This window comes from Enterobacter sp. 120016 (assembly GCF_018383635.1).
Taxonomy (GTDB): Bacteria; Pseudomonadota; Gammaproteobacteria; order Enterobacterales; family Enterobacteriaceae; genus Enterobacter; species Enterobacter asburiae_D.
The window spans coordinates 16,805-30,230 of the sequence record NZ_JAHAWC010000008.1; the positions used below are offsets into that span (position 1 = coordinate 16,805).

11 protein-coding genes are annotated in these 13,426 nt (G+C 63.0%); 5 read left to right on the forward strand and 6 right to left on the reverse strand.

Annotation, left to right across the window (positions count from 1 at the left end):
- Nucleotides 1-29 precede the first annotated feature (29 nt).
- A complete protein-coding gene (locus tag KIF87_RS13175) occupies nt 30-800 on the reverse strand; it encodes a DeoR/GlpR family DNA-binding transcription regulator (protein WP_213328961.1) in 771 nt (256 codons plus the stop codon).
- An 82-nt stretch (nt 801-882) separates the two neighbouring features.
- Between KIF87_RS13175 and KIF87_RS13180 the strand changes: the two genes are divergently transcribed.
- Both KIF87_RS13180 and KIF87_RS13185 read left to right on the forward strand, forming a co-directional pair.
- Entirely contained in the window at nt 883-1,269 is a 387-nt protein-coding gene (locus KIF87_RS13180) for a VOC family protein (RefSeq protein WP_213328962.1), read from the forward strand.
- Between the two features lie 185 nt (nt 1,270-1,454).
- Nucleotides 1,455-2,072 (forward strand): response regulator transcription factor, encoded by a 618-nt coding sequence (locus KIF87_RS13185; RefSeq protein ID WP_213328963.1) that lies wholly within the window; start codon nt 1,455-1,457, stop codon nt 2,070-2,072.
- A 3-nt stretch (nt 2,073-2,075) separates the two neighbouring features.
- Here the strand turns inward: KIF87_RS13185 and KIF87_RS13190 are convergent, their stop codons facing one another.
- The 5 genes from KIF87_RS13190 to KIF87_RS13210 form a co-directional block, all read right to left on the reverse strand.
- Nucleotides 2,076-7,658 carry a trifunctional serine/threonine-protein kinase/ATP-binding protein/sensor histidine kinase gene (locus KIF87_RS13190; protein WP_213328964.1) on the reverse strand — a complete coding sequence of 1,861 codons (5,583 nt, stop codon included), beginning with the start codon at nt 7,656-7,658 and terminating at the stop codon, nt 2,076-2,078.
- Between the two features lie 9 nt (nt 7,659-7,667).
- Nucleotides 7,668-8,048: a response regulator transcription factor gene (locus tag KIF87_RS13195; RefSeq protein WP_047646549.1), complete on the reverse strand. Its 381-nt coding sequence runs from the start codon at nt 8,046-8,048 to the stop codon at nt 7,668-7,670.
- Between the two features lie 23 nt (nt 8,049-8,071).
- Nucleotides 8,072-8,332, reverse strand: a complete 261-nt coding sequence (locus tag KIF87_RS13200; RefSeq protein ID WP_032660955.1) for a XapX domain-containing protein — start codon at nt 8,330-8,332, stop codon at nt 8,072-8,074.
- The gene (locus KIF87_RS13205; RefSeq protein ID WP_193940819.1) at nt 8,329-8,550 is read right to left on the reverse strand and encodes a DUF1427 family protein; all 222 of its coding nucleotides are present in this window, start codon (nt 8,548-8,550) and stop codon (nt 8,329-8,331) included. The genes KIF87_RS13200 and KIF87_RS13205 overlap by 4 nt, the downstream gene beginning before the upstream one ends.
- 61 nt (nt 8,551-8,611) lie before the next feature.
- Complete coding sequence (locus KIF87_RS13210) at nt 8,612-9,298, reverse strand: hydrolase (protein WP_008501349.1); 687 nt, start codon at nt 9,296-9,298, stop codon at nt 8,612-8,614.
- A gap of 218 nt (nt 9,299-9,516) precedes the next feature.
- Here KIF87_RS13210 and KIF87_RS13215 point away from each other — a divergent pair, with 218 nt between their 5' ends.
- From KIF87_RS13215 to KIF87_RS13225, 3 genes are read left to right on the forward strand one after another with little or no spacing between them, the layout of a single operon-like run.
- Nucleotides 9,517-11,388, forward strand: a complete 1,872-nt coding sequence (locus KIF87_RS13215) for an amidohydrolase (protein ID WP_213328965.1) — start codon at nt 9,517-9,519, stop codon at nt 11,386-11,388.
- Complete coding sequence (locus KIF87_RS13220) at nt 11,388-11,795, forward strand: DoxX family protein (protein ID WP_148400877.1); 408 nt, start codon at nt 11,388-11,390, stop codon at nt 11,793-11,795. Before KIF87_RS13215 ends, KIF87_RS13220 begins: the two co-directional genes overlap by 1 nt.
- Nucleotides 11,792-13,411, forward strand: coding sequence for an MFS transporter (locus tag KIF87_RS13225; protein WP_213328966.1), 1,620 nt, complete (start codon nt 11,792-11,794; stop codon nt 13,409-13,411). Before KIF87_RS13220 ends, KIF87_RS13225 begins: the two co-directional genes overlap by 4 nt.
- Nucleotides 13,412-13,426 lie beyond the last annotated feature (15 nt).

Below are 13,426 nucleotides of genomic sequence, written 5' to 3' on the forward strand. Positions count from 1 at the left end.
AGTGTAGCCTGTTTTACCGGTGAAAGTCCTCAGGCGCACACAATGCGAACCTCCTGCGCCGCAAACGCGTCGAGAACGCGCTTTTCAATCCCTTCTGCCACCACCAGTACATCGATGTCGCGGCTCTTCGCCACCACATAGCGCGCCACGCCGGGAAGCTTGTCGGCGGTCAGGGCCACGATGGTCTGGTTGCTCTGGGCGATCGCAACCTTTTTGAACGCACAGTCGGCAAAATCAAACCCGGTAAGCCCCATCTCCGGGTCCATCGCGCAGCCGCCGATAAACGCCTGATCGAAGATAATTCCCTGAATCTGGCTTGCCGCCGTGGCGCCAACCGTTCCGCCGGACGTCCGCTGGATCTGCCCGCCGGTGACGATCACCTCGCACAGCGGATGATGCAGCAGCTCCGCGGCAATCGTCGGGGAGTTGGTGACCACCGTGACGCTGAGGTCCGCCGGGAGGGCTTTCGCCAGCGCCAGGTTAGTCGTTCCCGCGTCGATAAAAATACAGCCGCCAGGCTTAACCAGGGCTGCTGCTTTCTGCGCGATTGTGTTCTTTTCTGCACTTATTTTCTGTTCGCGGCTGAAAAAATTACCCGCATCCGGCAGCTGAAGCACCGCGCCGCCGTAGACCTTTTTACAATAACCTTCTTTGCTAAGTTCATGTAAATCCCGGCGAATGGTGTGCTCGGAAACGTTCATCTGGCTCGCCAGCTCAGCGCACACCACCCTTCCGCTCTCCTGAAGGATCTGGCGGATCCTGGCTTGTCGTTGCTCCGGAAAAACAGCATAATCGAGCATAAGAAGTCCCTGGTAAAAGTCTAATCGAGTATCAATGCGCATAATGTTGCACAACCGCGCAACACAAACAACGAGGGTTATTATGAATATTGCACATGTCGCACTCTGGACCCGCAGCCTGAACGCGCAGGTTGAGTTCTGGGAAACGGTTTTTAATGGCCGCAGTAACGAACGCTACGTCAGTAAAAATCGTCCCGGTTTTGAATCACACTTTATTACGCTGGATGACGGGCCGACCATCGAGCTGATGACGCTACCGGATCTGCCCGGTGCCCCTGCGCACCCGGAGTTTATCGGCTGGGCGCATATCGCTATCAACGTCGGCAGCAAAGCACAGGTCGACAGCATGGCCGAGCGGGCGCAGGCAAACGGCACGCTGCTCAGCGCCCCGCGCATGACCGGGGACGGCTTCTATGAAGCGGTGATCGCGGATCCGGACGGCAACCGCATCGAGCTTGTGGGTGCATAAAATCAGCGTTTCGTTGCTTAACCGCCCCGGTCACGTATCGCTATACTTCATCTTCATACGGTTATCATATTGTGAAATGATAATGATAGTTAATGTGTTAAGATGAAAGTCAGCATAAACAGTCCCTTACGTAACGGTCGGGATTGTTTGCATCCTCGACATGTCAATCAGCACCGGGGCGGTGAATGGAACACATTGTGTATGTGGTAGATGACGATGACGCAGTCAGGCAGTCCGTGATCGGGCTGCTGGATTCGGCAGACCTGAACGCCGTCGGCTTTTCATCGGCAGAAGCGTTTCTTCAACACCGCTTTGAGGATCTGCCGTCGTGCGTGGTCCTCGATATGCAAATGCCCGCCATCTCGGGCTTTGAGGTGGCTGACGCGCTCAAGGACAGCGGGCGCGAGATCCCGATTATTTTTCTTACCGGCCACGGCACTATCCCGATGTCGGTGCGCGCCATTAAAGGCGGCGCGTACGAATTTCTCACCAAGCCCGTCGAATCCACCGCGCTTATCGACGCCATCGAGTCCGCGCTTCAGCTGGCGGAACACAACGCCGCGCGCAATAAAGAGCACTACGCCCTGAAGCAGCGCCATCTGTCCCTCACCCCGCGCGAACACGAGGTGCTCACGCTGGCGATAAGCGGCATGCTGAACAAGCAGATTGCCGCCGAGCTGGGCGTCAGCGAGATCACGGTTAAGGTGCACCGTCGCCGCGTGATGGAGAAAATGCAGGTGCGCTCCGTGGCGGAGCTGGTCAGGGCCGTTGAGCGCCTGACCAATAGCCAGCCCGCGGAGTAACCTTTACCCTTCCAGCGCCGCCAGCGGCAGCGCAAACGCAAACACCGTGCCGTACGGCTCCCGGCGGCGCGCGCTCAGCTTCCCGCAGTGGCGCTCGATGATGCTGGCGCTGATGGTCAGCCCCATCCCCATCCCCTGCGCCTTGGTGGAGTAGAACGAGTCAAAAATCTGCTCCAGCCGCTCGGGCTCAATGCCGCTCCCGGTATCGGCGATCTCGACGATCACTTTCCCGTCCGCGTTGGCGGTGCTGAGGGTAATGATGCTGGCGCGATCCTTCACCTCGGCCATCGCCTCTACCGCATTCATCACCAGATTGAGCAGCACCTGCTGGATCTGCACGCTATCGCCGGTGATAAAGCTGTCCTGCGCCCTTAACAGATAATCAACGCTAATGTGTCGCTGCTCCAGCTCGCTGCGCGAAAGCGTGATGATATGGTGGATCAGGTAGTGCATATCGATGCGCGAGAAGGTGGGATCCTGCTTGCGCGTCAGGGACTGGATGCTGCGAATGATCTCCCCCGCCCGCGCGCCTTCCGCGGCGATCTCCTCCAGCCCTTCGCGCACCTTATCCAGCCGGGCGGGCTCGCGGTTGAGCCAGCGCAGGCTCGCCCCGGCGTTCGAGACGATCGACATCAGCGGCTGGTTGATCTCGTGGGCGATGGAGGAGGTCAGCTGCCCGACGGTGGTGGCCCGGGAAACGCGCGCCAGATCCGCCTGCGCGACCCGCATCGCATCCTCCGCGGCGCGCTGGCTGGTGATATCGGTGATGATGCCGTAATACTCGTTCACCTCGCTGCCCACGCCCACCGGATCGCCAATCCCGAGGAGGTAGCGCGTTGAGCCGTCGGTACGCTTAACCCGAAACTCCGCGCGCATGGAGAGCCCGTCGCGCACGCTTCGGGTGACGATGGCGCTGATGCGGGCGTAATCGTCCTCATGAACGAAGGTCAAAAACTCCGCCATGGAGATCATCTTTTGCTGCTCGGGCAGGCCGAGAATACGGGCGTACTCTTCCGAGACAAACATCAGATCCTGCTCCAGCTCCCAGCGCCAGCTGCCGGTGTGGCTGATCTGCTCGCCGAGCATCAGCGAGGTCTGGCTGGATCGCAGCTCTTTCTCCACCCGTCGGCGCTGGATGTTCTCTGCCAGCAGCTCGGCGTAGAGTCGCGCCGTCTCCAGGGATACGGCGGCCTGCGCGCCCAGCAGGCTCACCACGCGCGAGTGCTCGGCGGTGAAGACCTCCGGCATCAGGCGGTTTTCCAGGTACAGCACGCCCACCAGCCGCGCCTGTTTGAACATCGGGACGCACATGACCGCCGCCCCCGAGGTCACCAGATAGGGGTCCTGGCTGAAGGGATGAAACTCCTCCGGCCTGCCGGTGCGGATCTCCTGCCCGGTGCGGATCACCGCCGCCAGCACCGACAGCGGCAGGTCGCTCGCCGTCGGCACGTCTTTCAGGATCCGCACCCGCACGCCCTCGGTGCTGGTCCAGGCGCTGGCCTCGATCTCCGGAATCAGGCTCTCGCTCACGCGCAGCAGCAGGCCGCGCTGCGCCCCGGCGCGTTCGAGCAGGATGGTCATCAGGTTTTCGATTAAGCGCTCAAGGTTAATCTCTTCCGACAGCGCGCGGGAGGCTTTGATGACGCTTTGCAGATCGCGGATGGTCTCGTTCTGGGCGAAGGCCACCGTGTCGTAGGCGCTGGCCTGCCCGGAGGCCAGCAGGTGCGGGAAATCCTGCTCCAGCTGGCGCACCTTGGCCTGCGCGCCCGCGCGGCCCCAGGCGGCAATCGAGCCGCGGAAGTGCGCGTCCGAGGCGGTCGGGTAGCCGCAGGCCAGCGAAAAGCGCCCCGCCAGCTCGTGGGCCAGAGCGTTAATCGGGTTAAAGCCGCCCTCGCGGGAGAGGCGTACGGCCTTCTCATACTGCTCAAGCGCAATGCTGTTCATCCCGTCCAGCCGCACGATTTCGGCGTAGATCAGCGCCTCTTTATCCGCGAACGTGCCCGGATTAATGCGCGCCCACAGAGCGATTTTGTCGTAGTGGGCGTGAATGCTGCGGCGGTGATTCGCCGAGAAGGTCTCCGGCGTCAGCTGACGTGACAGCGCCAGGGCGCTGTAGAGATGGTAATCCAGCAGATGGATGTGCCCCGGCGCAGACCACGCGAACCAGCCCGCCATCTCGAGATCCGCCTGCGCGTCGGCATATTCGCCGCAGGTAAAGTGCGCCATGCCGCGATAGAGCCAGTACCAGAACAGCATGGTGGCGTTCTTCTCCGGCGCCTGCTCCGGCGACGCGGGAAGCAGCGCCTCCGGCAGCACCTGCGACGCGGTCCAGGTGCCGATGACCGGCGTGCGCAGAAACTCAACGTAGCCGCGCTGGACCATCAGAATGGTTTCCACGTCCTGGAAGTGGGTTTTACGCACGAACGCCAGGCCGCGATCGATGCTGGTCAGCACCCCGTCCAGGTGATCGCCCCGCGAGAGGAAGTTAATCACCTGATGGCAGGCCGCAAAGCAGGCCATCGTCATATCCCCGTGGGTCACCGCCGAGGTGAAGCAGGCCTTCGCGCACTCGATGGTAAACGACAGCGGCTGGGTCCAGACGCTGAGCTGGTCGAGCGGCAGCAGGGTTTTGGCTTCGAACGCGTCGTAGCCGTGCCGATTGACCAGCTCGCGGGCCAGGGTGCCGTACTGGAACCCGAGGCGGTACTCGGCGTAGCGGTGGCCAATCAGCACGCCAAACCAGGCCATTGCCGTGGTGGACGCGCCGGTAATGCCGTGGTCGAGAGTCAGGTGCATCATGCGGCAAAGCAGCAAAAAGTGCAGGCGCGGGCAGATGAAGCTGGCGCAAATGCTGGCGCTGTAGAGCAGGTTCATCACCGCTTCGGTTTCCGGATTATCCATCCGCGACGGCTGGGCAAACAGGTTTTGCGGCGCGTCGGCCGTGCGGTTGCAAAACAGCGCCCAGGCCTCGTCGCAGTCGGCATCTTCCGGATAGCGGCTAATCTGGATCCCGAAAATCCCCAGCCAGCAGAGCGCCGCCTCCAGCGCCAGGCGGCTGTCCGACTGGCGAATGTACACCTCCACCAGCAGGTTGGCCGCCAGCGCCTTTTCGGTCAGCCCGCCGGGGCAGCCGAGAATGGCGTCACACAGCTCGCGGGTACGCTCCAGATGGCCCAGCGCAAACTCGCAGCCCGCCTCTTCGATGTCGAGCATAAAGTCCGACACCGTCCCGGCGTTGCCCAGCGCTCTGGCGGTCTGGATATAGCCGAGCGCCGAAAGGTAATCTCCCGAACGCTTCGCGCGTCGCGCGGCCAGCAGGCTCAGCTCGCGGAACATCTGGCGCTGCGGCGCGGGCTGGATGCTGTCCAGCGCGGCCGTAACGTGGTGAACGGCGCGGAACAGCAGCTCGTTCCCCGCCGCCTGACGAGCGGCGTCGGCCAGCAGGCTGGCGGTCGTCAGGTGAATATGGCTTTTCTCATGCCGTTCGAGCAGCGCAAAGGCCGCCTCCTGCACCCGGTCATGGGTGAAGGCGTACTTTTTTTCCGTCAGCACGATGAGCTGGGCCATCACCGCCGGGTGCAGCGCATAGCGCATTTCCGCCATCGACATGCCAACCACGCGGCAGATCATCTCCATCTCGCCCGTGCCGCCGAGGCAGGCGATGCTGCCCAGCAGGCGGCGCGTCTCGTCGGGCAGCTCTTCAAGCTGCTCCAGCACCAGGGTGACGACGTTTTCGGTGTAATGCCTGGCGCGGATCGCCTGCAGATCGTAGTGCCACTTGTCCTGATATTTGTTGTGCACCACCAGGCCGTCATCAACGATGCGGCGGAAAAACTCGTGCACAAAGAGCGGGTTACCGCCCGTCTTCTCGTGGATCAGCGTGGCGAGATCGGTCGTCGCCGCGCTGCGGGTGCGAAATACCGTCGCCAGCCAGCGCGCCACCGCTTTCACGGAAAGCGCCTGCGGGACAATCTCGCTCGCGTTTTGCGCCGCTTCCGGCAGGCTCGCCAGCAGCGCCTGCAGGGCGGCGTCGGACACGGCGCTGATATCCCGGTGGGCCGCGACCACCAGCAGCGGAACAGCGCCGCAGTTCATCAGCAGATATTTGAGCGTGTGCAGGCTGGCGGCGTCGCTCCACTGGAGATCGTCGAGCACCAGCACCAGCGGGCAGCCCTGCGAGGCAAAGGTTTTTACCAGCGCCAGCACCATATGGCTGAAGCGCGCCCGGGCATCAATGGAAAACGTATCCGCCGAGAAGCGCGGCTTGCTCTCAAGCAGCAGGCCCAGCTCGGGCACGAGGCTGACGGCCAGCGCCTCGTGCCCCTCCAGGGCGCGAGAGAGGCGGATTTTCCACTTCGCCACGTCCTCTGCGGGCAGCCCCAGCAGGTGCAGCGTCAGGGTGCGGAACGCGGAGCTTAATACGCCGTAGGGCAGCGACGGCGAAAACTGGTCGACTTTGCCCACCGCCAGCAGCACCGTACGCTGCTGCAGCGTTTTGAGCGCCGTCGCGATAATTGAGGATTTGCCAATCCCCGACGGCCCGCCGATCGTCACCAGCTCCGGCACCAGGTTCTGCCCCACCCGCTCAAACGCGGCAATGACGTCGTTCGCCTGCGGATGCGTCGCGAAAAGGGAGTCCGCCAGATGGATTGCCGGGGTGCGGTCCTGCTGGCCGGGGGTAAAGGCGACGATCTCGCCCTCGCAGGTCAGCGTCGCCTGGCAGCGGCGGAGGTCGGCAATCAGCCCGTCGACCGTCTGGTAGCGGTTATCGGGGTGCTTTTCCAGCAGCTTGAGGATGATGGTCGACAGCATTCCCGGCACGTCCGGGCGGATCGCGTCCGGGGCCAGCGGCGCGGAGGCAATATGGTAGTGCGCCCAGTTGGTCTGTTCGTCCTCCCCCAGCTCAAACGGCAGGCGTCCGGTCAGGAGCTCATACAGCACCATGCCGAGGCTGTAGAGATCGCTGCGGCCGTCGACGGGGCGCTGGGTGCGGGTGGTGTGCTCCGGCGACATATAGGCGGGCGTACCGCCTGAAACGGCAAGCCGGGTCTGGGTGACGGCTTCGGAGAGACTGCTGGAAAGGCCAAAGCTCCCCAGACGGCAGGTGGCATCGTGATGAACAAAAATCGTGCCGGGCTTGATATCGCCGTGGATCAGGTTTTGCAGATGCATCTGGCGCAGGGGAACGCAGATCTGGATCGCCATCTCGAGAAAGCGCGCGATCCCCGAGATCGCCCTGCCCGCGCGCCGCGCCAGCAGCTCAAACGCAAACGGGGCATACACCAGCGCGAAGCGCCCCCGGTACTGGGTGGAGGCAACGGCGCGGATGGCCCAGCTGTCCTGCAGCACGTCGCGCAGCGCAAACTCGTTTTTCAGCAGCCGGGTGGCCCGCTCTTCCTCTTCGTCGCTCACCGCGGTGGCGATAATGAACGAGCCGCCGGAATGAGGATGTCGCGCGTGCATCCAGGCGATACCGCCCTCCTGCGCCAGCACGGTAAAAATCACATCCTCTTTAAGGACAAAAACCCGCCCCTGGTGAAGATTCCCCTGGGCGGGCCAGAATGCAGGCTGCTCGTGTTCGTTCATCCGCGATCCTTATTGTCGGCGGGCCAGCTCCCGCTGAATATGATCCAGCAGAATATCGATGTTAATAGGCTTACGCAAAAATGCAGCGGCGCCCAGATTAAGAGCGTACCGCTGCATATTTTCATCAGCATGACCGGAGATAAAGATCACGGGCGGAGGCGGGACGGCCAGCAGTCGGAGCTTGTCAAACAGCTCCAGGCCGCTCATGCCCCGCAGCTTGATATCGGCGATCACCAGCGCCGCGCCGGACAGGGCGAGCGGATGGCTCAGAAATACCTCTGCCGAATCAAACGTATCGGCGGCATAGCCTTCCGACTCCAGGAGATTACTCAGCCCGCTGCGGACGGAACGTTCGTCATCAATGATGGCAATGCGCCACGGCAGCGTCATGCTGTCTTTCCTCTGGTAAATCATTAAACGTCGCGATCGTCCTTCGCGGGCGCAGGAGGCGCCGTGCCGCTGATTTTCGGTACGCATTCGTGACGAAACCAGGCGAGGGTAAGCGGTTCGCGACTCAATAAACGCCGTCCCACCGGGATGAGCTGTTCGCCCACCAGCATGCCAAACAGGCCAAGCAGGGCGACAACCGGCGGCGCCGGGGAATGGACGTTGAGCAGAGCGTAAATTACCCCAGCAACCACGCCGCACACCAGCGAAATTATCCATGCTTTCATGACGACGCTCCCGTCTGCGATTTAGCCTGCGGAACGGTCACCTGAGGAGGCAGCGCGGCGTCGCGGGATAACAGATGGCGCGTCGCCTGTTCGCCCGCCAGCATCCCGAGCAGGCCAATCAGCGCCAGCGCGGGCGGCGCGGGGGAGCGCACCTTCAGCACGGCATACATCAGGCCAATCAACACGCCTGCCGCAAGGGATATCAGCCCAGTACTCATTGTGAACTCCAGAGAAAGAGGCAGCGGCGAGCCGGATGAGGGACCAGCCCGCCAGCGGAACTTAGCGAGCCGGGACCGGCGCTAAGGTGCGGTGCTCGCTCTTCTGGCGAGACGGCGCTTTGTGCACCATGGTGTAGGCGTAATCCACGCCCATGCCGTACGCGCCGGAGTGCTCGCGCACGATATCCATCACCGCGGTGTAGGTCTCTTTACGCGCCCAGTCGCGCTGCCACTCCAGCATCACCTGCTGCCAGGTCACCGGGATCACGCCCGCCTGGATCATGCGCTGCATCGCGTAGTCGTGGGCTTCTTTGGAGGTGCCGCCGGACGCGTCCGCCACCATATAAATTTCGTAGTCGCCTTCCAGCATCGCGCACAGGGCGAAGCTGTTATTGCACACTTCGGTCCACAGGCCGGCCACCACCACCTTCTTCTTGCCGTTAGCCTTCAGCGCGTCGCGCACCTTCTGGTCGTCCCAGGAGTTCATGGAGGTACGCTCCAGGATGTCCTGGCCCGGGAACACGTCCAGCAGCTCCGGATAGGTGTTACCGGAGAAGCTTTCGGTCTCAACGGTGGTGATGATGGTCGGGATGTTGAACACTTTGGCCGCTTTCGCCAGCGCCACGGTGTTGTTTTTCAGCACCTGGCGGTCAATAGACTGCACGCCAAACGCCATCTGAGGCTGGTGATCGATAAAGATGATCTGACAGTTCGCAGGGGTTAACACTTCGAGCTTTGAAGAGGTCATAGCATTTTCCAGTGGTTAAGGGTGAAATCGCCGCGAGCGCCGCGACGATAAAGTCACCCTCATCCTGCGGTTTTCCGTCCTTGGGCGTAATTATCTCTTCGTATAGTTAACCTTAGGTATAGTTATACTTTGGTATACCTATCCTATTGTATAACTGGATCTTTGCCGAAACCGGTTCCCATAATCCTGACCATTCCCCTCTCAGTCAGGAGCAGTTTATGGTTACCCTCGGTAAAGCCGATCTCATTCTGGTTAACGGCCAGTTTCACACCGTCGATCGCGAAAACCCCGTCGCGGAAGCCGTTGCCGTGCGCGACGGAAAATTTCTGGAAGTGGGTACCGTCGCCGAGGTGATGCAGCACCACTGCGACGGCACTAAAGTGGTCGACTTAAAAGGCCACACCGCCATCCCCGGCCTGAACGACTCGCACCTGCACCTGATCCGCGGCGGGCTGAACTACAACCTCGAGCTGCGCTGGGAAGGCGTGCCGTCGCTGGCCGACGCCCTGCGGATGCTGAAAGAGCAGGCCCTGCGCACGCCGTCGCCCCAGTGGGTGCGCGTGGTGGGCGGCTGGACCGAGTTCCAGTTTGCCGAGCGCCGCATGCCGACCCTCGACGAAATTAACGACGCCGCGCCGGACACTCCGGTCTTCATCCTGCACCTGTACGACCGCGCCCTGCTCAACCGCGCCGCGCTGAAGGTGGTCGGCTACACCAAAGACACGCCAAACCCGCCGGGCGGGGAGATCCAGCGCGACGCTAACGGCAACCCGACCGGGATGCTGATTGCCCGTCCGAACGCCATGATCCTCTACGCCACGCTGGCCAAAGGGCCGAAGCTGCCGCTGGAGCAGCAGGTCAACTCCACCCGTCAGTTCATGCGCGAGCTGAACCGCCTGGGGCTGACCAGCGCCATCGACGCGGGCGGCGGCTTCCAGAACTACCCGGAAGATTACGAGGTGATTGCCGAGCTGCACGAGAAAAAGCAGATGACCATCCGCATCGCCTACAACCTGTTTACCCAGCGTCCGGGCCACGAGCTGGAAGACTTTGAAAAATGGACCGACATGCTCACGCCGGGCCAGGGCAGCGACTTCTTCCGCCACAACGGCGCGGGCGAGATGCTGGTCTTCTCCGCCGCCGATTTTGAAGATTTCCTCGAGCCGCGCCCGGACCTCGCGCCGGGCATGGAGGACGAGCTGGAGCGCGTGGTGCGCCATCTGGTGGAGCACCGCTGGCCGTTCCGCCTGCACGCCACCTACAACGAATCCATCAGCCGCATGCTGGACGTCTTCGAGAAGGTGAACCGCGACATTCCGTTCAACGGCCTGCACTGGTTCTTCGACCATGCGGAAACCGTCACCCAGGCCAACATCGACCGCATCAAAGAACTTGGCGGCGGCATTGCCGTCCAGCACCGCATGGCCTTCCAGGGGGAATACTTCGCCGAGCGCTACGGCATCGAAGCCACCCGCCACACGCCGCCGGTGGCAAAAATGCTCGAGACCGGCGTGCCGGTGGGCTTAGGGACGGACGCCACCCGCGTGGCGAGCTATAACCCGTGGACCGCGCTCTACTGGCTGGTCTCCGGTCGTACCGTCGGCGGGATGCAGATGTACGACCACAGCGCCCGTCTGGACCGCGATACCGCCCTGATGCTCTGGACCCAGGGCAGCGCGTGGTTCTCCAGCGAGCAGAACCAGAAGGGGCAGATCAAGGTCGGCCAGCTCGCCGATCTGGCGGTGCTGAGCAAAGACTACTTCCGCGTGCCGGAAGAGGAGATCAAGGGCATCGAGTCCGTCCTGACGGTGGTCAACGGCGATATCGTTTACGCCGCAGGCAGCTTTGGCCCGCTCGCGCCGCCTGCCATTCCGGTTCTGCCCGAGTGGTCCCCGGTGGTCAAGGTGCCGGGCCACTACCGCAGCGCGCCGCCGCAGGCCGCACGCGTCGGCATGAGCCCTATCCACCACTGCAGCGGCCCGTGCGGGGTTCACAGCCACCAGCATGATTTCGCCCGCACGTCAGAGATGCCGGTGTCCGACGATAACGCTTTCTGGGGGGCGCTGGGCTGCAGCTGCTTTGCATTCTGATGAAAAACACCTTTACCCCCCCCCGGGTCGACCTGGGGCTGTTCTTCCTGCGCCTCACCGGCAGCCTGCTGCTGCTGTACGTGCACGGCCTGCCGAAGGTGCTGCACTTCAGCGAAGAGCTGACGCGCATTGAAGATCCGTTCGGCTTCGGGCCTTACGCCAGCCTGATCCCGGCGATTGTCGCCGAGGTGGTTTGCCCGCTGTTTATCATTGCGGGCGTGTACACCCGCCTGGCGTGCCTGCCGATTATCGCCGTGCTGCTGGTGGCGATGCTGGCGGTCCACCCGAACTGGTCGATTGCCGAAGGGCAGTTTGGCTGGCTGCTGCTGATTATCTTCACCACCCTCGCCCTCACCGGGCCGGGCCAGTGGCGGCTGCAGCGTAAGGCAACGGAGAGGTTCGCATGACCCAGGTTAACGACGTTCGCGACGCATACGTCGAGACGACGCCCGCATCGACGGTTTCGCCCTGGCAGCCGCTGAGCCAGCCGGTGTTCCGCATGCTGTGGATCGCCACGGTGGTCTCTAACGTCGGCTCATGGATGAGCGACGTCGGCATCAACTGGAGCATGCTGACCCTGAGCGCCGATCCTTTGGATATCGCGCTGGTACAGGCGGCCAGCAGCCTGCCGATGTTCCTCTTCGCCCTGCCGTCCGGGGTGATGGCGGACATCGTCGACCGACGTAAATACCTGCTCTTCTCCCAGCTGTGGGTGTTCATCGCCGCCGCCGGGCTGACGGTGCTCTCCTTCACCGGACACGTCACCCCCGCCGTTCTGCTGGTGGCGACGTTTCTGCTGAGCGTGGGGGCGGCGATGAGCTCGCCGCCGTTCCAGGCCGTGGTGCCCGATCTGGTGAGCAAGCCGGAGCTGGGCGCCGCCGTGGCGCTGAACTCGCTCGGGGTGAACATCAGCCGGGCGATTGGCCCCGCGCTGGGCGGTTTTCTGCTGTCGCTCGCCGGGCCGTGGATGGTGTTTGCCCTGAACGCACTGTCCGTTGTGGGCGTGGCGTGGGTGCTGTGGCGCTGGCGTCCGGCGCCGTCCATTCAGCGTCTGCCGCCGGAGCACTTCTTCTCGGCGGTGCGATCCGGGATTCGCTACGTGCACGCCGCGCCGGTGCTGCGCAACGTGCTGGTGCGCACCGTGGCCTTCTTCGTTTTCGGCAGCGCGGGCTGGGCCCTGCTGCCGCTGGTGGCGCGCCGCGAGCTGGGCTTAGGCCCGGCTGGCTACGGCGTGATGCTGGCGTGCATTGGCCTGGGGGCGATTGCCGGGGCCATCCTGCTGCCGCGCCTGCGCCAGCGGCTGAACGCCGACCGCCTGATGGTGGCCGCCAGCCTGACCTTTGCCCTTACCATGCTGGCGCTGGCGTTCGTGCGCCACTTCTGGCTGCTCAACCTGTTTGAGTTCTTCACCGGCTTCGCGTGGATTGCGGTGCTTTCAACGCTGAACCTCGGCGCGCAGCGCAGCGCCGCCCGCTGGGTGAAGGCCCGCGCGCTGGCGGTCTACCTGACGGTATTCTTTGGCTCGATGACCACGGGCAGCGCCATCTGGGGGCAGATCGCTTCCCGGTTCGGCACCCCGACCTCGCTGGTGGTCGCCACGCTGGGGATGGTGCTGGCTAGCGCCACCGTGTTCCGCTGGAAGCTGGGCAAAGATCCGGACCTGAACCTCGACCTCAGCGGCCAGCCGCTGGACGGCGTGGAGATTGACCTGCCGAACGAGCGCGGCCCGGTGCTGGTATCGCACGAGTACATCATCGACCCGCAGAACACGAAGGCCTTCCTGGAGGCGGTCCACGAGCTGCGCCGGGTGCGCCGCCGCGCCGGGGCGATGAGCTGGGCGGTATACGAGGATATTGAGCGCCCCGGCCTGTTTATCGAGACCTTCCTGATGGGCTCCTGGATCGAGCATCTGCGCCAGCAGGAGCGCCACACCATGAATGACCTCCTGCTGCAGAGCCGCGTTCTGGCTTTTCATCAGGGCACAACATCACCGGCTATTCGCTACCTGGTCGCGCCGGTATAACCATAACCATCACCT